The 16,706-nt window shown below is 66.1% G+C and carries 17 protein-coding genes; 4 read left to right on the forward strand and 13 right to left on the reverse strand.

All coding sequences use genetic code 11. The annotated features are described in order from the left end of the window. The first annotated feature begins 102 nt into the window (after positions 1–102). From ACLBKT_RS00080 to ACLBKT_RS00090, 3 genes are read left to right on the forward strand one after another with little or no spacing between them, the layout of a single operon-like run. Entirely contained in the window at positions 103–2,280 is a 2,178-nt protein-coding gene (locus tag ACLBKT_RS00080) for a PQQ-dependent dehydrogenase, methanol/ethanol family (RefSeq protein WP_410180964.1), read from the forward strand. 22 nt (positions 2,281–2,302) lie between these two features. Next, on the forward strand, positions 2,303–3,412 hold the full coding sequence (locus tag ACLBKT_RS00085) for a WD40/YVTN/BNR-like repeat-containing protein (protein WP_410180965.1): 1,110 nt from the start codon (positions 2,303–2,305) through the stop codon (positions 3,410–3,412). Then, positions 3,412–3,870, forward strand: a complete 459-nt coding sequence (locus ACLBKT_RS00090) for a hypothetical protein (RefSeq protein WP_410180966.1) — start codon at positions 3,412–3,414, stop codon at positions 3,868–3,870. Before ACLBKT_RS00085 ends, ACLBKT_RS00090 begins: the two co-directional genes overlap by 1 nt. Before the next feature lie 135 nt (positions 3,871–4,005). Here the strand turns inward: ACLBKT_RS00090 and ACLBKT_RS00095 are convergent, their stop codons facing one another. The 8 genes from ACLBKT_RS00095 to ACLBKT_RS00130 form a co-directional block, all read right to left on the reverse strand. Then, a complete protein-coding gene (locus ACLBKT_RS00095) occupies positions 4,006–4,407 on the reverse strand; it encodes a VOC family protein (protein WP_410180967.1) in 402 nt (133 codons plus the stop codon). A gap of 50 nt (positions 4,408–4,457) precedes the next feature. Beyond that, on the reverse strand, positions 4,458–5,735 hold the full coding sequence (locus ACLBKT_RS00100; protein ID WP_410180968.1) for a serine hydrolase domain-containing protein: 1,278 nt from the start codon (positions 5,733–5,735) through the stop codon (positions 4,458–4,460). A gap of 21 nt (positions 5,736–5,756) precedes the next feature. Next, entirely contained in the window at positions 5,757–6,623 is an 867-nt protein-coding gene (gene purU / locus ACLBKT_RS00105) for a formyltetrahydrofolate deformylase (RefSeq protein WP_410180969.1), read from the reverse strand. A 1-nt stretch (position 6,624) separates the two neighbouring features. Continuing rightward, positions 6,625–7,638 carry an NAD(P)H-dependent flavin oxidoreductase gene (locus tag ACLBKT_RS00110; protein ID WP_410180970.1) on the reverse strand — a complete coding sequence of 338 codons (1,014 nt, stop codon included), beginning with the start codon at positions 7,636–7,638 and terminating at the stop codon, positions 6,625–6,627. A gap of 11 nt (positions 7,639–7,649) precedes the next feature. After that, positions 7,650–8,834 (reverse strand): formate-dependent phosphoribosylglycinamide formyltransferase, encoded by a 1,185-nt coding sequence (gene purT / locus ACLBKT_RS00115; protein ID WP_410180971.1) that lies wholly within the window; start codon positions 8,832–8,834, stop codon positions 7,650–7,652. 157 nt (positions 8,835–8,991) lie between these two features. Beyond that, entirely contained in the window at positions 8,992–9,912 is a 921-nt protein-coding gene (locus ACLBKT_RS00120) for a GGDEF domain-containing protein (RefSeq protein ID WP_410180972.1), read from the reverse strand. 268 nt (positions 9,913–10,180) lie between these two features. After that, positions 10,181–10,855, reverse strand: coding sequence for a helix-turn-helix domain-containing protein (locus ACLBKT_RS00125; protein WP_410180973.1), 675 nt, complete (start codon positions 10,853–10,855; stop codon positions 10,181–10,183). A gap of 104 nt (positions 10,856–10,959) precedes the next feature. Then, the gene (locus ACLBKT_RS00130; RefSeq protein ID WP_410180974.1) at positions 10,960–12,231 is read right to left on the reverse strand and encodes an aspartate kinase; all 1,272 of its coding nucleotides are present in this window, start codon (positions 12,229–12,231) and stop codon (positions 10,960–10,962) included. A 52-nt stretch (positions 12,232–12,283) separates the two neighbouring features. Here ACLBKT_RS00130 and ubiG point away from each other — a divergent pair, with 52 nt between their 5' ends. After that, positions 12,284–13,021, forward strand: coding sequence for a bifunctional 2-polyprenyl-6-hydroxyphenol methylase/3-demethylubiquinol 3-O-methyltransferase UbiG (gene ubiG, locus ACLBKT_RS00135; RefSeq protein WP_410180975.1), 738 nt, complete (start codon positions 12,284–12,286; stop codon positions 13,019–13,021). A gap of 89 nt (positions 13,022–13,110) precedes the next feature. On the opposite strand, the gene ACLBKT_RS00140 is transcribed toward ubiG, so the two are convergent. The 5 genes from ACLBKT_RS00140 to ruvC all read right to left on the reverse strand — a co-directional run bounded on the left by ACLBKT_RS00140 (position 13,111) and on the right by ruvC (position 16,621). After that, positions 13,111–14,136: a glycerophosphodiester phosphodiesterase family protein gene (locus tag ACLBKT_RS00140; protein ID WP_410180976.1), complete on the reverse strand. Its 1,026-nt coding sequence runs from the start codon at positions 14,134–14,136 to the stop codon at positions 13,111–13,113. Beyond that, entirely contained in the window at positions 14,129–15,112 is a 984-nt protein-coding gene (locus ACLBKT_RS00145) for an AAA family ATPase (protein ID WP_410180977.1), read from the reverse strand. Before ACLBKT_RS00145 ends, ACLBKT_RS00140 begins: the two co-directional genes overlap by 8 nt. Beyond that, positions 15,109–15,684 (reverse strand): nicotinamide riboside transporter PnuC, encoded by a 576-nt coding sequence (pnuC, locus tag ACLBKT_RS00150; RefSeq protein ID WP_410180978.1) that lies wholly within the window; start codon positions 15,682–15,684, stop codon positions 15,109–15,111. Before pnuC ends, ACLBKT_RS00145 begins: the two co-directional genes overlap by 4 nt. Before the next feature lie 13 nt (positions 15,685–15,697). After that, on the reverse strand, positions 15,698–16,045 hold the full coding sequence (locus ACLBKT_RS00155) for a Spx/MgsR family RNA polymerase-binding regulatory protein (RefSeq protein ID WP_410180979.1): 348 nt from the start codon (positions 16,043–16,045) through the stop codon (positions 15,698–15,700). A gap of 102 nt (positions 16,046–16,147) precedes the next feature. Further along, positions 16,148–16,621, reverse strand: coding sequence for a crossover junction endodeoxyribonuclease RuvC (gene ruvC, locus ACLBKT_RS00160; protein WP_410180980.1), 474 nt, complete (start codon positions 16,619–16,621; stop codon positions 16,148–16,150). Positions 16,622–16,706 lie beyond the last annotated feature (85 nt).

A 16,706-nucleotide genomic window follows, 5' to 3' on the forward strand; every position in this document is an offset into this window, starting at 1 on the left:
GGCCCCCGCCATCGCCCCAGATAGGCAGGAGCGGCGGGCATGGACAAGCGCTGATTGTGTGGGCAACATAGGTGACAAAAGAAAACAGGGAGAGTGGGATCGATGGACCTGAAGCGGTGGACGCTGGGCGCAGCCTTATTGCTGTCGGCCGGCACGCTGGCCAATTGCAGTCAGATTTTCGGCGGCACTGACGGGGGTGAGGAGGGGCGCATCACGTCCGCGGTGCTGGTCGGCGCGGATGGCGATTCGGCCAACTGGGTGAGCCATGGGCGCACCTATTCCGAACAGCGCTTTTCGCCGCTGGATGCCGTCAACCGCGAGAATGTCGGCCAGCTCGGTCTTGCTTGGTATGCCGATATGGACACCGGGCGCGGGCAGGAAGCGACCCCGCTGGTGATCGACGGCAAGCTTTACCTCACCACTGCGTGGAGCAAGGTGAAGGCCTTTGACGCGACCACCGGTGCCAAGCTGTGGGAGTATGACCCGGAGGTTCCGGGCGAAACCGCCGTGAAGGCCTGCTGCGATGTGGTGAACCGCGGGCTGGCGGCATGGGGCGACAAGCTGTTCTTCGGCACGCTGGATGGCCGTCTGATCGCGCTCGACCGCGAGACGGGCAAGGTCGCCTGGGAGAAGGTTACGGTCGATCAGTCCAAGAGCTACACCATTACCGGCGCGCCGCGCGTGATCGATGGCAAGGTGATCATCGGCAATGGCGGGGCCGAATTCGGCGTGCGCGGCTATGTCGCGGCCTATGACGCGGGCAGCGGTGAGCAATTGTGGAAGTTCTATACTGTCCCCGAAGGCGGCGATGCGAAAGATCAGCCCGCCTATCTCCAGAAGGCCGCGGAAACGTGGAATATGGATGTGCTCGGCGCCAATGACGCGATTGGCGGCGGGGGCACGGTGTGGGATTCGATGGCCTATGATCCCGAGCTTGATCTGCTCTACATCGGGGTGGGCAATGGCAGCCCGTGGAACCGCGCCTACCGCTCGCCCGGCAAGGACGGGACGGGGGAGGGGGACAACCTCTACCTTTCCAGCATTGTCGCGATCCGGCCCAAGACGGGTGAATATGTCTGGCATTACCAGACCACGCCGGGTGAAACATGGGACTTCACCGCCACCCAGCACATCATCCTCGCCGATATGGAAATCGACGGGAAGCCGCGCAAGGTGCTGATGCAGGCACCCAAGAACGGCTTCTTTTACGTGATCGACCGCGAGACGGGTCAGTTCATCTCGGCCAAGCCCTATGTCGGTCTCAACTGGGCGACCGGGATCGATCCCAAGACCGGCCGCCCGATCGAGAACCCCGAGACCCGGATCGACAAGACCGGAAAGCCCGCGCTGGTGCTGCCGGGGCCGCTGGGCGGGCACAATTGGCACCCGATGGCCTATAGCCCGACCGAGAACCTGGTTTACATCCCGGCCTTCGAAGCGGGAATGATGTATGCGCCCGAAGCCAACTGGAAGCCGGATCGTGCGCGCGGCTTCAACGTCGGCTTCAGCTTGGCGGGCGAATTGCCGTCTGACGGGGGCTTCCGCAAGGAGGTCGCCGGAACGCTCAAGGGGCGGCTGGTGGCGTGGGATCCGGTGGCGCAGAAGGCGCGCTGGACAGTCGAGCATCCGGGACCGTGGAACGGCGGCTTGCTGGCGACCGGCGGGGGGCTTGTATTCCAGGGCACCACCGGCAGTGAATTCAACGCCTATGACGCCGCCAATGGCACAAAGCTGTGGAGCTTCGCCGCGCAGACCGGCGTGGTTGCACCGCCTGTCACTTACACCGTCAATGGCGAGCAATACATCGCGGTGCTGGCGGGCTGGGGCGGGGCCTATGCCCTTTCGGTCGATGGCGATCTGATCAACCGCAAGGCGCCGGTGCGCAATATCTCGCGCCTGCTGGTGTTCAAGCTTGGCGGGACAGCGAAACTGCCGCCCGAGCCGGCGCTGGCCGACCTGCCGCTCGACCCGCCGCCCAGCACCGCTTCGCCCGAGGTGATCGCGGTGGGGCAGGTGAAGTATGGCCGTTACTGCGCGGTGTGCCATGCGCCGGGTGCGGTGGGCTCAACCGTCTTGCCCGACCTGCGCCGCGCCGGTTCGCTCGAGAGCGCGGCCGCGTGGAGCGCGGTGGTGCATGACGGCGTGTTGAAAAGTAACGGTATGGCGAGCTTCAAAGGCTCTTTGTCGAAAGAGGAGATCGAAGCGATCCGTGCCTATGTCATCAGCCGGGCCAACGCCGATAAGGCTATCGAGGCGGGGAGGAAAGTCGCCCGCCGCTAATTCAAACTGGGGGTCGCACCACATGAAACTGCTGACTGCCGCGGCATTTGCCGCACTCGTCTGTGCCATGCCGCTCGCCGCCGAGGAGGCCGCGCCTGTCCCCGCCGCTCCGGCTGCGGGCGAATGGCGCACCTTTGTCACCGAAGCCTATCCCGGCAAGCGCGATTCGATCAGCTTTGTCGATGACACCCACGGCTGGTACGGCACCGGCGCGGGCGATCTGTTCGCTACCAATGACGGCGGTACCACCTGGCAAAAGGTCGCCAGCCGCCCCGGCACCTTTGTCCGCGCGGTCGGCTTTGTGGACCGCCAGAACGGCTTCATCGGCAATATCGGCACGGAGTACTATCCCGGCGTCACCGACGAAACGCCGCTCTACCGCACCCGCGATGGCGGGGTGACGTGGGAAGCGGTTGACACCGGGGACGCCACGATCAAGGGCGTCTGCGCGATCGATATCCTGCCGGTGACGCGCATCTATCAGGGCGAATTGCGGCCGCGCACGATCATCCACGCCGCTGGGCGCGTGGGCGGGCCGACGGGGATGCTGCGTTCGGTCGACGGGGGCGAGACGTGGAGCGTGATCGATATGACCGCCCACGCGGGCATGATCCTCGACGTGAAGTTCTTCGATGAGAACACCGGCCTCGTCTTCGCCGCCACCAATTCCGACCCCGTGCAGGCCGAAGGGCTGGTACTGCGCACCGAGGATGGTGGCCAGACGTGGCACGAGGTCTATCGCTCGGGCCGCGCCTACGAGTTGATCTGGAAGGCGAGCTTTCCCCAGGGCGGCGATACGGGCTACGCCACGGTGCAGAGCTACGATCCCGAACGCGCGACCCAGCTGGTGATCCGCAGCGATGATCGCGGGCGGACATGGCGCGAGATCGAAATCGCGCAAGACAAGACCGCGCGCCAGTTCGGCATTGGCTTCGTGAACGCGGATGTGGGCTTTGTCGGCACGGCGGCAGGGGGCTTTGCCACCCGCGATGGGGGTAAAACGTGGGAACGCGCGCCGATTGCGCGGGCGGCCAACAAGTTCCAGACGGTGGCGACCGGCAGCGGTTTGCGGGTCTATGCCATCGGCACGCAAGTACAGGCGATTGATCTGCCCGCACCCCCGAAAGGCTGATGATGGCGCGTGATCCCGACGATATCCGCAACTGGCAAAGGCGGCTCGACGGGATCACCACCTCGGGCAAGCTCGAAGCGCATGATCCCGCGCGCCTCGCGGCGATCGGCGTGCGCCATGTGGTGAACCTCGCCCTAGTCGGGCACCCCGAGGCGCTGGCGGATGAGGCGGCGCTGTTGGCGGATGAGGGGATTGCCTACACCCACATCCCGGTGCCCTTCGACGCGCCGACGCCTGCCCATGTCGCGGCGCTGGCCGAAGCGCTCGCCGCCCATCCGGGCCCACATCACGTGCATTGCATCATGAATTGGCGGGTGACGGCGTTCCTCTACCTGCTCGACCGTGCGGCGGGCGTGCCCGAGCCCGAGGCCCGCGCGCGCATGGCAAAGGTGTGGAACCCGCTGGAGGACGCACAAGCGCCTCCGGTATGGCGCGCGCTGCTGAAAGGCGAGGGTTGATTGTTCCTTTTTCTCGCCATGCTGAGCTCGTTTCAGCCTCCATTTCGCAGCTTCGCTCTGCTCCATCATGGACCGCGTTTGGCTGCCTGATGGACCTTAGGTCACGTTCAGGGTGACTGAGGCGGCAGCACAGGATCACCTCCCGAAGAAGTTCAGCTCCAGCAGCACGTTGTTGGGATCGGCGGTGAAGATCTGCCTCAGGCCAATCGAGGGCACATCATTCACCCGGTACGCCGCCCCGCGCGCATCGAGCCGCGCCTTCACCACATCAAACGCCCCGCAGCGCAGCGCGACGTGGTGGATCGCTCCCGTCTCGGCCCCCGGCATCACCGCGCGATCGAAGGCGCGCGGGCAATCGGTGGAATTGATGTGCAGGATCGCCTGACCGCTCGCGTCATACATCCAACGCGCCTGATGCGGCAGGAGCGGCGGCGGACCGTCGCGCTCTTCCAGATCGAGCAGCTCGGCATAGAACCGCGCGGTCTCGACCAGCCGGTCGGTGATGATGTTCACATGGTCGAGGCGTTCAACGATCATGCCCGCCAGACTGCGCGCGCCGCCCCTGGATGGCCACTGCGAAAAGTGCGCTAGTCGCCCGGAGGCCCGGTATAGTCCGCGCCATAGACCGCCACCCGGACATCGCGGTGCAGATCACTATCGAACGGCAGCTTCTGAGTCGCGAAGACCACCGCCATGTTCTGCGCCGGATCGACCCAGAACAGCATTGAGGGGTAACCGTCCCAATAAAACTCGCCGACAGTGCCGCGGTTCTCGTCGGGCGTGGCCGGGGGCGCGGTGCGCACGAAGACATCGAAGCCGAACCCGCCGCCGCCCTTGCCCACCAGCCAAGACCGGTTCGCAGGCCCAATGCGCGGATCGAGCTGGTCGCTTGCCATCAGCCGGATGGTCGAGGGCTTGAGGATGCGGACCCCGTTCAGCGCGCCTTCGCCCAGCAGCATCCGCGCGAATCTCATGTAATCATCGACCGTGGTGACGATCCCCGATCCGCCCATCGTCATTGGCTGGCCCGTGAAACTGGCGTTGAGCAGCCTGTCATCCGGCCACGGGGCCAGCGCGCCGTTCTCGCCTTCATAGATGCGGGCGAGGCGCGGTAGGTCGGCAGCGGTGCGCTGCCATCCGCTGTCCGCCATGCCGAGCGGCTGGAAGATATGCTGCGCGACATAGTCGGCAAAGGGCTGGCCCGACAGCACTTCGACCAGCCGCGCCTGCACATCCACGCCCGCGCTGTAATGCCAGTGCGTGCCGGGATCGAACAGCAGCGGCACCTGCGCCATTTTCTGCGAGAATTCCGCCAGGGTGTTGGTCGAGGAGAGCGGCTGAAGCTCGGCCCAGACCCGGTCGGCGGCGTTCTCGGGCGGGCCTTCCGGGCCATAGGTGAAGCCCGCCGTGTGACGCAGCACATCGCGCACCGTCACCTTGCGTGAGGGCGCGCGCAGGATCGGCGTGCCGTCGGGATTCGTCCCATCGGCCACCTTCAGTGCGGCATATTCGGGCAGGTGCCATTCGAGCGGATCGTCGAGCCCGAACTTGCCCTGCTCCCACAGCTGCATCAGTGCGGTGCCGGTGACCGGCTTGGTCATCGAATAGATCTGGAACAGCGTATCGCGGGCGATGAGGCGGCCAGAACCATTAGCTGCCTCACGATCAGCATCGCCGGCGGTGGCAAAGCAGGCTTCGGCGCCGTCGTGCCACACCAGCGCTGAAGCGCCCACGGTGCGGCCCTCGGCTACGGCGCGGTCAAGCAAGGTCGCGAGGGCGGTGCAGTCAGGGGCAAAGGGCGCAGGCGCCTGCGCGGCCACGGGGACCGGGAGCAGCAGCGCCGCGCCTGCGATTGCCTTGATCATGCGCACTTCCCCCCGATTGACTTACCCTCTGAAAACCACCGTCCGGGTGCCGTTCATCAATACCCGTTCCTGCGCAAACAGCCGCACCGCTTCAGCGAGCACGCGGCGCTCGATATCGCGGCCCTTGCGCACGAGGTCTTCCGGGCTGTCAGCATGGGTGATGCGCTCGACATCCTGATGGATGATCGGGCCTTCGTCGAGATCGGCGGTGACGAAATGCGCGGTCGCGCCGATGATCTTCACGCCACGTTCGTGCGCCTGATGGTAAGGCCGCGCGCCCTTGAAGCCGGGCAGGAAAGAGTGGTGAATGTTGATGCAGCGCCCCGCGAAATGGGCGGATTGTTCATCCGAGAACACCTGCATGTAGCGCGCGAGCACGATCAGCTCCGCGTCGGTCGCATCCGCCAGCGCGCGGAATTGCGCCTCGGCCTCGGGCTTGGTCTCTGGGGTCACCGGGATGTGATGGAACGGGATATCGCCGATATCCACCCGGATCGCGGCCTCGCGCGGGTGGTTGGAGACGATCGCCACCGGATCGATTGGCAACTCGCCCGTGCGCCAGCGGTAGAGCAAATCGACGAGGCAGTGATCGAACTTGCTGACGAGGATAATCGTGCGGCGCGGCCGATCCTCGCGCGCCATCTTCCAATCCATCGCGAATTCGTCTGCCAGTGCGGCGAAGTCGGTGCGGAGGCCCTCGGGCGTCGAGTCGTCAGGGTCGAACACCACGCGCATGAAGAAGCGATCGCCGCCGCCGTTGCCCGCGCGGTCGTTGAACTGCTGCGCATCGAGGATATTCGCGCCCCGCTCGAACAGGAAGCCGGTGACGCGCGCGGTGATGCCGGGCCGGTCGGGACAGGCGAGGGTGAGGATCAGGGGCTGCGCCATCTTACCGCGCCAACGCCGCCTCGCACTGGCTCATCAGCTCGGCGATGATGTCGGCGGCGGGTTCTTCCTTGGTCACCATGCCGACCGACTGTCCGGCCATGACCGAGCCGTTCTCGACATCGCCCTCGATCACCGCGCGGCGCAGGGCACCGGCCCAGAAGTGTTCGATCTGCAACTGCGCTTCGCCCATGTCGACTTCGCCCGCATCGAGCAGGGCGGCGACTTCGCGCTGCTTGGCGGTGAATTCCTCGGTGCCCTTGTTCTTGAGCGCCCGCACCGGGATCACCGGTAGGCGCGGATCGACCTGCACAGAGGCGACAGCCTCGCGGGCCGAGGCGCGGAAGAAGGCCTTCTTGAAATCGGGGTGGGCGATGCTCTCGGTCGCGCAGGCGAAGCGGGTGCCGAGCTGCACGCCCGCCGCGCCCATTTCGAGGTAGCTCGCAATCGCCTCGCCCCGGCCGATGCCGCCGGCGACGAAGATCAGGTGGTCGGCGGCCAGTTCGGGCAGGATTTCCTGCGCCAGCACCGAGGTGGAGACCGGGCCGATATGGCCGCCCGCTTCCATCCCCTCGATCACCAGCGCATCGGCGCCGGAGCGCAGCAGCTTCTTGGCCAGCGCCAGCGTGGGGGCAAAGCAGATCACCTTGATGCCGCTGTCGTCGGCCTTGATCGCCTCGACCGAACCCTTGGGCGGGATGCCGCCAGCCAGCACCACGTGCGTCACGCCATGCTTGCGGCACACCGCGATCAGATCGAACAGCGCGGGGTGCATGGTGATGAGGTTGACGCCGAAGGGCTTCGACGTGAGCGCCTTCGTCGCGGCGATCTCGGTGTCGAGCAGTTCGGGGGTCATCGCCCCGCAGGCGATCACGCCGAAGCCGCCCGCGTTGGAGATCGCGGCGACGAGGTTGCGCTCGGACACCCAGCTCATCGCGCCGCACAGGATTGCGGTGTCGCAGCCGAGGAAATCGGTGCCGCGCTTCATCAGGGCGGCTGTCTTGGGGTAGGTGCTCATGGAGGCGCGCCCTAGTCGGAACCGGAGGAATAGACAATCCGCACGGCTGCGGCGGCCTGTTTGGCGAGGTCCACGGCGGCGGGCGCATCGCCGGCGCGGGCGAGGGCGACCCCCATGCGGCGGTAGGGCCGGGCGACGGGCTTGCCGAAGATGCGAACGTCGGTGTCGCCCAGCGCGAGCGCCTCGGCGAGGCCCTCGAAGGCGAAGCTATCGCTATCACGATCGGCGAGGATCACCGCGGAGGCGGCGGGGCGGGCGGTGATGCTCTCCGGCACTGGCAGGCCGAGGATGGCACGGGCGTGGAGATCGAACTCGGTCAGGTCCTGCGAGGCGAGGGTGACCATGCCGGTGTCATGCGGGCGGGGCGAGAGTTCGGAGAAGATCACATCCTCGCCCTTGACGAAGAATTCGACCCCGTAGAGGCCCCAGCCGCGCCCGCCGCCTTGCAGCGCCATGACGACCTTGGCGGCCATGTCCTGCGCCTTTGCGAGCGCGGCGGCGGACATGGCAGCGGGCTGCCAGCTTTCGCGGTAGTCGCCGCGTTCCTGACGGTGGCCGATGGGTGGGCAGAACGCGATGCCGCCCGCGTGACGGATGGTGAGCAGCGTGATTTCATAGTCGAAGGCGATGAACTGTTCGCAGATCACCCGCGCCCGATCGCCGCGCATGTTGGCGACGGCATATTTCCATGCGGCTTCGAGCGCCTCCGGTGTGTCGACCTTGCTCTGGCCCTTGCCCGAGGAGGACATCACCGGCTTCATCACCAGCGGGTAGCCGATGCGCGCAGCGATGGCTTCGCACGCGGCGAAATTCTCGGCATAGCCATATTGCGAGGTCACCAGCCCCAGCTCGCCCGCCGCCAGATCGCGGATCGCATCGCGGTTCATGGTCAGCTGCGCCGCGCGCGCGGAAGGCACGACAGTGAAGCCCTCCGCCTCCAGATCGCCCAGCACCTCGGTGCGGATCGCCTCGATCTCGGGGACGATGAGGTCGGGCTGGTGGCGGATTACCGCCGCGCGCAGCGCCTCGCCATCCAGCATCGAGAACACCTCGCGCCCATCCGCCAGCTGCATCGCCGGGGCGTTGTCGTAGCTGTCGCAGGCAATCACTCGCGCGCCGAGGCGCTTGGCAGAGATGACGAATTCGCGGCCCAGCTCGCCCGAACCGAGCAGCAGGATGGTGGCAATGTGGCTCATGGGGGAGGGGGTTTAGCGGGGTCCTCGCGGGAGTCCAGAAATGGAGCCCAAAACACCGTTCGCCCTGCGCTTGTCGAAGGGCCGTTCTTCGTCTCGCTCCGATGGTCCAGAAGGAAGGACCGTCCTTCGACGAGCGCAGGACGGACGGCGTGATGCCTTAAGCTGCCCGCCTATATCCTGCCACAGCCACCTTCCCTCCGCCACCGGCGCGCGCCAGTACGAGCCCCAGTTCCGCCTCCCGCAAGGTCCAGTCGACCGTACATTCCACCCGCGCAAGACCTGCACTGGCGGTCAATTGCGGCGCCTTGGCCGAGACGGGAGCGGCGAGGCCGGCGAAGGTGGAGACCACATCCTCGGTCCATTCGCGCGCGCCGCGCGAGGTCATTTCGGGCAGCAGCACCGCGAAGCGCTCGCCGTCCAGCTGCGCCAGTTCATGCCCCGGAAGCGCCATGGTCTCGAGGAACTTGGCAAAGCCCCACAGCACTTCATCCGCCGTGCGCTGGCCATAACGCATCAGCAGCGCACGCATCGCATCGACCGCGAAGACCGCGATCATCTGCCCGCCGCCCTTGGCGAGGTGCCGCCGCAAGCTGGCGCAAAATGCCTGACGGTTCGCAAGGCCCGTCAGCGGATCGGTGACGGCGCGGGCGTGCAATTCGCCTTCGAGACTGCGCACCTGCTGGACGGATCGCATCAGGCACATTGCCCCGTCCGGCGTGCCGGTGTTGTCGCACATCGGCCTGAGGCTGAGCGCGTACCAGCGCTGGCAGTGCGTCTCGCGGCAGGTGTCGCGTTCAGGGCAGGCTATCACGGGAAACTCCGTCCAGCCGGCCTGCATGCGTCCGGCGAGCGCGGCATTGACATGCTCGCCTAGAAAGGCGGCATGATCGCGATCAGCCAAGTCAGTGATATGCGGCAGCAACAATGCGCCGGATAGATCGAGCCCCAGCTCCGCAATATTGGCCGATGCGTGAATGATGAATCCGTGCCGGTCGAGCCGGAGAACAATGTCGCCGGAGGTTTCCTCCAGCAAGCCATGCAAGACATGGCCTTCGACGTCACTCAAACCAATTTTCATGCCGACAGTGCCCCAGCGGTCCAACGAAAGATTCGCCAACTCGCTCCTAGTCAGATTTACTTGGTAACTAACGCGATCCGATTAAGTGAAAACTTCCCCTGTTTTCCCGAAAACGATTCATATTTTTCTGTTAGTTCTGTAAGTATACTCGACTAAAAAACGAATCACCTCCGGGTTTCGTTTACCATATTTTCCCGTTAGGACAGTCTATCCAATACGTATTGCCCGCAATAGGTAACCACTTCTAGGTTCAGGAACCCGGAACTGCTTACAGTTCAATCATGATCCGAACGGATTGGGGGGAGGCGCCGCAGGCTGTGGCAATCCGTTCACGGCATTCGGCGATCACCGCGCTGATCTCGCCATCGCTGCCTGGGCCGGAGGCGAGCATGTCGGGTGCGACGCCGAGCGCGGCGGCAATCGCGTCGAGCCGCTCGGGCAGAGGGCGGGCCTTGCCCTTCTCCCATGCCCAGACTGTCGGCTTACTCACCCCGAGCGTGGCGGCGACTTCGGCGAGCGTCAGCCCTGCTTCGCGCCGCAGCCGGTTGAGCCGCGAGCCCAGTGCCTCGCTCGATGGGTTCGGCAGCGCCGATTGCCGAGGCTGGCTCGGCACGCCGGGCGCAAAGCCCTGCAATTGGGCGGCGGCCAGCGCGGCCGGGCCGATCGCTTGTTCGAAGGCGCAGCCGTACAGCCGCTCACTGCGCCACACCACTGACGCCGTGACGATCCCCGCCTCGGGCAGATCGAGCGAAAGCTGCTCGCCCGTTGCCAGATCGAGCGCGGTTTCGATCAACAGCCCGGCGGCCGAGATATTGTGGATGGTGACATTGGCTTCCTCGCCATCGGGACCCAGCCCGCTGGCCGACAGCCGTAAGTCCCGGCGCGGGGTGGCCCGTTGGCTATCGCTCGCTGCCGCAGAATCCAGATGGGCCTTGATGGCCATGACGTGCGCCCTTTCGCTCTCTGTATGAGAGCCCGCACCATCCGGTTGGAAAGGTTAAAGCGCAGTCACCAACAATGGTTAATTTCGGTGAAGCGAGCTTCCTGTCAGCTAACCGCATCCAGCCCGTAAGCCGTGTGCAGCACGCGCACGGCCAATTCGGTCTCGTCCTCGTCGATCATCACGCTGATCTTGATTTCGGAGGTCGAGATCGCCTGGATATTGATGCCGCGATCCGACAGCGCGCGGAACATCGAGCTGGCAACCCCCGCATGGCTCTTCATCCCGACGCCCACGACCGAGATCTTGGCGATCTTGCTGTCGGTGATGATGCGGTTGAAGCCGATCGAATCCCGCCGGTCTTCCAGCAGCGCCTGCGCGCGGGCAAGGTCGGACTGGGGGACAGTGAAGGTCACATCGGTCTCGCCCTTGTCGCGGCCGACGTTCTGGATGATCATGTCGACATTGATCGAGGCCGCCGCGAGCGGCTCGAAGATGTTGGCCACCGCGCCCGGACGGTCGGGCACGCGGGTGAGGATCACCTTCGCCTCGTTCTTGTCATGCGCGATGCCGGTCACAAGCTGGCGTTCCATCAGGCCCTTCTCCACCAATTCGTCCATTTCCTCGTCCGAGACGATCATCGTCCCGGGCAGATCATCGGCGGGCGGCGCGCCCTCGCCGATGAAGCTCGACAGCACCTGCACGCGCACCTTTTCCTTCATGGCAAGGCCGACCGAGCGGGTCTGGAGCACCTTGGCCCCAACGCTGGCGAGTTCGAGCATTTCCTCGTAAGTCACCGCCTTCTGCTTCTTCGCCTTGGCGACGATGCGCGGGTCGGTGGTGTAGACGCCGTCGACATCAGTGTAGATGTCGCAGCGGTCCGCCTTGATCGCAGCGGCGACGGCGACTGCCGAGGTGTCGGAGCCCCCGCGGCCCAGGGTGGTGATGCGGCCATCGTCCGAGACGCCCTGAAAGCCGGGGATCACCGCAATCTCGCCCGCTTCCATCGCGGCGATCAGCGCGGGCGCGTCGATTTCGTCGATGCGGGCCTTGGCATGGGCCTCGATGGTCTTGATCGGGAGCTGCCAGCCCAGCCAGCTGCGCGCCTTGCAGCCCAAGGCTTGCAGCGTGAGCGCCAGCAGGCCGCTGGTGACCTGCTCCCCGCTTGCCACCACGACGTCATACTCCGCCGGATCGTAGAGCGGATTGGCCTCGCGGCAGAAGTTCACGAGCCGGTCGGTCTCGCCCGCCATGGCGCTGACCACCACGGCGACCTGATCGCCCCGGGCCGCCTGCGCGCGCACGATATTGGCCACCCGGCGGATACGCTCCGTCCCGGCCATCGAGGTGCCGCCGAATTTCATCACGATACGAGCCAAGGCGCCAAAGCTCCTGCTGGTGAGTGTTCGCGGCGGCTGTTAAGGGCGGTTTATGGGAAACGCAAACGTATCGAATGTAACTATCCGCCCCGAGGAAGCCGATTTCTTCGCAAATCTTGCGCGGGACTGGTGGAACCCCAGGGGGCCGATGGCGAGTCTGCATCAGGTGAACCCGGTGCGCATGGCGTTTATCCGCGATGCGATTGACGCGCATTGGCCGGGGGCGGCGACCTCGGCCAAGCCGCTCGCGGGCAAGGCGGCGCTCGATATCGGCTGCGGCGCGGGGCTGGTGTGCGAGCCGCTGGCGCGGCTCGGCGCGGCGGTGACCGGCGTGGATGCCGCGGCGGAGAATGTCGCGGCGGCGAGCGCTCATGCAGAGGGCGTCGGCCTCGACATCCGCTACATGGCGGGCGAGGTTGCGGGGCTGGACATCGGCACCTTTGATCTTGTCACCAGCGTCGAGGTGATCGAGCACGTGGCCGACAAGCCCGCCTTCCTGCGCGATGTCGCAGCGCGGCTGGCGCCCGACGGGCTGCTCGTCATGTCCACGCCAAACCGGACGGCGGCGAGCCGTGTGCTGCTGGTCGGCGCGGCGGAAGCGGTGGGCTATGTCCCCAGGGGCACGCATCACTGGGATGATTTCGTCACGCCTGAGGAGCTGGAGGCTTTGCTGGCGGAGGTGGGACTGACGGTGATGGCCAAGCGCGGGATTGCATGGCGTCCCGGCAAAGGGCTGCACCTGTCGGATGATATGTCGCTCAACTACATCCTGAGCGCGCGGCGGGTTTAGCCATCTTCATCATCCCGGCGCAGGCCGGGGCCCAGCGCATCATGCTCAGCGCTTGCCGCCCTGGGTCCCAGCCTGCGCCGGGATGACGTTCAGGGACAACTCCGCCCCTTCAGTGCCCCGTCGCTGAAGACCCCTGCAACGCCTGCGGCCTTGAGGAGCGCAGCGAGCTTCACGTCGCCGCAGCCCCGGCCCTTCGGCTCCTCCCCCGTCCGCAGCATCGGGGGCAGGAAGTCGTTCTCCGGCCGCACCGTCCATGCGTGCACCGCCAACCCCGCCGCCTTGGCATCCGCCACCAGCTCAGTCGGCGCGCCCTCGGGCGTCAGCGCCAGCGCGATATGGGCCCCCAGCGAATCGGCATATTTCGCGATCTCGGCCAGCCCTGTCGGCGTCACCATCTCCGCATAGCGCATCGCCGGCTCGTCCGCCGGGCCGCCAATGGGGGCGACCAGCTGCACCAGCTTGAACCCGCCGCCGCGCTGTTTCAGGCGTTGAAGCGGGGCGATTTCGAAACTCTGGATGAACACCGGATCGGCGGGTGTGATCCCCAGCTGGCGGAATTCGCGCAGCAGCAGATCGACCATGTCGATGCCCGAGTCCTGCAACAGGAACTCGGGGTGCTTCAATTCGGGGTAGAGCCCGATCCGCCGCCCCGTCGCCGCTTCCTTGGCGCGCACCAGCTTTACGATCTCGGCTAGAGTCGGCACCTGGTACAGCCCGTCAAACCGCGCATTGGCCGGGCGGAGCGACGGGATGCGCTCCTTGGCGCGCAGCGTCCGCAGTTCGGCGAGGGTGAAGTCCTCGGCGAACCATCCCGCCACCTTTTGCCCGTCAATCGTCTTGTCGCGGCGGCGATCCTCGAACTCTTCGCGGCTCGCCACGTCGGTGGTGCCCGACAGCTCGTTTTCGTGCCGCGCAACCAGCACCAGATCCTTGGTCACAACCAGATCGGGCTCGATATAATCCGCGCCCTGATCGATCGCGAGTTCATAGGCGGCGAGGGTGTGTTCCGGCCGCTCCGCACTCGCGCCGCGATGGGCGATGATCAGCATATCCTGCGCCGCCACAGGCGAGGCCGCGATCAGCAGCGCGGCAAGGATCAGGCGGCAATCAATCATGCAACGCTCCTATCGCAGCCCGCGCAGCGGCGAGCCGTTCGGGCCCCTGCCCGGCAATCCGCACGAACGGCACGGCGGCATCCTCCAGCACTTGGGCGACGATCCTTGCAAACCTGTGACGGTCGGCCGGGTCGCTGAAAAAGCGCGTGCCATCGTCGATCCACGGCAGATCGGGTTCGAGCAGCAGATAGAGATCGGCCTTGGGTGCCTGCATCAGTTCGGCGGGGCGCTCACCCAGTAGCATTTCGCACCACGCGGCGGTCATCAGCGCATCGGTATCGGCGATCAGCAGCGGACCCGCCCATTCGGCGGCGGCGGCGATCATCGCCTGCTGCGCAGCGCCGATCAGGAGCAGGTCATCGCGGGTGAGCGGCGTCTTGTGCACCTCGCAATGGCTGCGACCATATTCGCCGACCGTCAACGCCCCGGTCTCTGCGGCGAGCGCGGCGGCCAGCGTGGTCTTGCCGGTGCTTTCCGCGCCATAGAGGCAGAGGGTGCGGCGATAATGGGCCTGCACCGGCTTTGGCAGATAGGCCCAATGCGCCGCCGGATCGGCGCGCACGGCCGAGCCCGAAAGGCCCGCAAGCGGGTCATCCACCAGCCCCAGCACCCGGCCCCCCAGCGGCACGAACAGCCCGCCGACCTGCGCCGCCAGTTCCGCGCCGTAATCCTCGCCCGCGAACAGATAGTCGATGGGTTCGGGGTGGGCGCTCGCCACAATGCCGCGCCAGATCGGCCAGAAATCGGGGCTGTCTTCGGGCACTTGCGGCACCACCGCGCTGTGGCCCAGTACCCGGCAATCGGGCAGCAGATCCTGCATCCACGCCAGCCGCGTCTCGCCCGCGATGGGATCATCAGGCAGCCAGCAGACCAGCACCGTCAGCTCGTCCACCAATGCCCGCGCCGCGCGGATCAGCGCCATGTGCCCGGCGTGGGGCGGCATGAACTTGCCGAGCAGGAACCCGCGCTTTCTCACGCCGCAATCGCCTCGCCGCTGCGCGCCGCCTTGGCCCATGCGATCAGGCCTGCCGTCGCCAATACCAGAAACACGACATAGAGCCCGGCGGTAAGATAGAGCTCACGGTTGAGATAGACCCCGATCGACAGCACATTGATGGCGATCCACAGCGCCCAATTCTCCACCCGCCTCATCGCGAGCAGCACCTGCGCGACCACGCTCGCCCCGGCGATGGTCGCATCGGCATAGGGCAGGGCGGCATCGGTGAAGCGCGCCATCGCCCAGCCGATCCCGATGCTCGATCCGGCGACCAGCACCAGCGCGGCGGCCCGCGCGCGGCCCTCCATCCACCGGACCTCGACCAGCTGCGCCATGCCGCCTGCGCGCGCCCATAGCCACCAGCCCCAGCCCTGCACGACGAAGAAGAACACCTGTAATGCCGCCTCGCCATACAGCCGCGCGTCGCGGAAGATCACGAAGTAAAGTGCCACCATCGCCATGCCGAAGGGGTAGTTCCAGATCGAACGCCGGACGAGCAAGCCGATATTGGCCAGCCCGAGCGCGACGGCGATCATCTCCAGCGGATTCATCGAAAGGTATGCTTCAGCTGAGCGCCGCGGCCCATTCGTCCGCCTTGAAGCCGATCAACAAGCCGCCGGCGTGCTCGGCAATCGGGCGCTTGATCACCGAAGGGTTGGCGGCGAGCAGCGCTGGCGCGGTGGCTGCATCTGCGGCGCGGGCCTTGTCCGCATCCGAGAGCGCGCGGAAGGTCGTGCCCTTGCGGTTGACCACTACATCAAGGCCCGCAGCCGCGATCCACGCGGCGACGTTGGCCGGATCGGCCCCTTCCTTCTTGTAATCGTGGAAGGTGTATTCCTGCCCCTGCGCGTCGAGCCACACGCGCGCCTTCTTCACCGTGTCGCAATTGGGGATGCCGTAGAGGTGGATCACACAAAACTCCGTTCGGGCTGAGCCTGTCGAAGCCCTGCTTTTCACTCAAGGATGCAGGGCCGAAGAATAGCGCAGCCCTTCGACAAGCTCAGGGCGAACGGGTCAAGGATGTTTTGCCAGATGCGCGTCGGCAATCGCCACGGCGAGCGCGTCGGCCGCATCGCTTCCGGCAATCCGGACGCCCGGCAGCAGCACCTTCACCATCGCGGCAACCTGCGCCTTTTCCGCCGCCCCGGTGCCGGTGACTGCCTTCTTTACCAGCCGCGCGGCGTGCTCGTTGACGGTGAGCCCCGCCGCCCCGCACGCCGCCAGCACGCTCCCGCGCGCCTGCGCCAGTTTGAGCGTTGATTGCGGGTTCTTGTTGACGAAGATTTCCTCCGCCGCCGCGCGGGCGGGGTGATGGGCGGCGATCACCGCGGCCACCCCCGCCTGCAACGCCGCCAGCCGTTCCGCCATCGGCGCTTCGGGATCGGTCTTGATCTGGCCGTTGGCGATGTGGCTCAGCCGCGCGCCTTCGCTGCGGATGACGCCCCAGCCGGTCGAGGCAAGCGAGGGGTCGAGGCCGAGGATGATCACGCGATCACAGGCCGATCCTGAAGCCGAATCGCCACAGCATGGCGATGAGGAACGCGGCCCCCAGCATCAGTGCCAGCAGCCACTC

This window comes from Erythrobacter sp. W302b (assembly GCF_046452395.1).
Classification (GTDB): domain Bacteria; phylum Pseudomonadota; class Alphaproteobacteria; order Sphingomonadales; family Sphingomonadaceae; genus Erythrobacter.

Coding starts and splice junctions, on each gene's coding strand:
- ACLBKT_RS00080 (WP_410180964.1), top strand. CDS start 103: ATGGACCTGAAGCGGTGGACGCTGGGCGCAGCCTTATTGCTGTCGGCC.
- ACLBKT_RS00085 (WP_410180965.1), top strand. CDS start 2,303: ATGAAACTGCTGACTGCCGCGGCATTTGCCGCACTCGTCTGTGCCATG.
- ACLBKT_RS00090 (WP_410180966.1), top strand. CDS start 3,412: ATGATGGCGCGTGATCCCGACGATATCCGCAACTGGCAAAGGCGGCTC.
- ACLBKT_RS00095 (WP_410180967.1), bottom strand. CDS start 4,407: ATGATCGTTGAACGCCTCGACCATGTGAACATCATCACCGACCGGCTG.
- ACLBKT_RS00100 (WP_410180968.1), bottom strand. CDS start 5,735: ATGATCAAGGCAATCGCAGGCGCGGCGCTGCTGCTCCCGGTCCCCGTG.
- purU (WP_410180969.1), bottom strand. CDS start 6,623: ATGGCGCAGCCCCTGATCCTCACCCTCGCCTGTCCCGACCGGCCCGGC.
- ACLBKT_RS00110 (WP_410180970.1), bottom strand. CDS start 7,638: ATGAGCACCTACCCCAAGACAGCCGCCCTGATGAAGCGCGGCACCGAT.
- purT (WP_410180971.1), bottom strand. CDS start 8,834: ATGAGCCACATTGCCACCATCCTGCTGCTCGGTTCGGGCGAGCTGGGC.
- ACLBKT_RS00120 (WP_410180972.1), bottom strand. CDS start 9,912: ATGAAAATTGGTTTGAGTGACGTCGAAGGCCATGTCTTGCATGGCTTG.
- ACLBKT_RS00125 (WP_410180973.1), bottom strand. CDS start 10,855: ATGGCCATCAAGGCCCATCTGGATTCTGCGGCAGCGAGCGATAGCCAA.
- ubiG (WP_410180975.1), top strand. CDS start 12,284: ATGGGAAACGCAAACGTATCGAATGTAACTATCCGCCCCGAGGAAGCC.
- ACLBKT_RS00140 (WP_410180976.1), bottom strand. CDS start 14,136: ATGATTGATTGCCGCCTGATCCTTGCCGCGCTGCTGATCGCGGCCTCG.
- pnuC (WP_410180978.1), bottom strand. CDS start 15,684: ATGAATCCGCTGGAGATGATCGCCGTCGCGCTCGGGCTGGCCAATATC.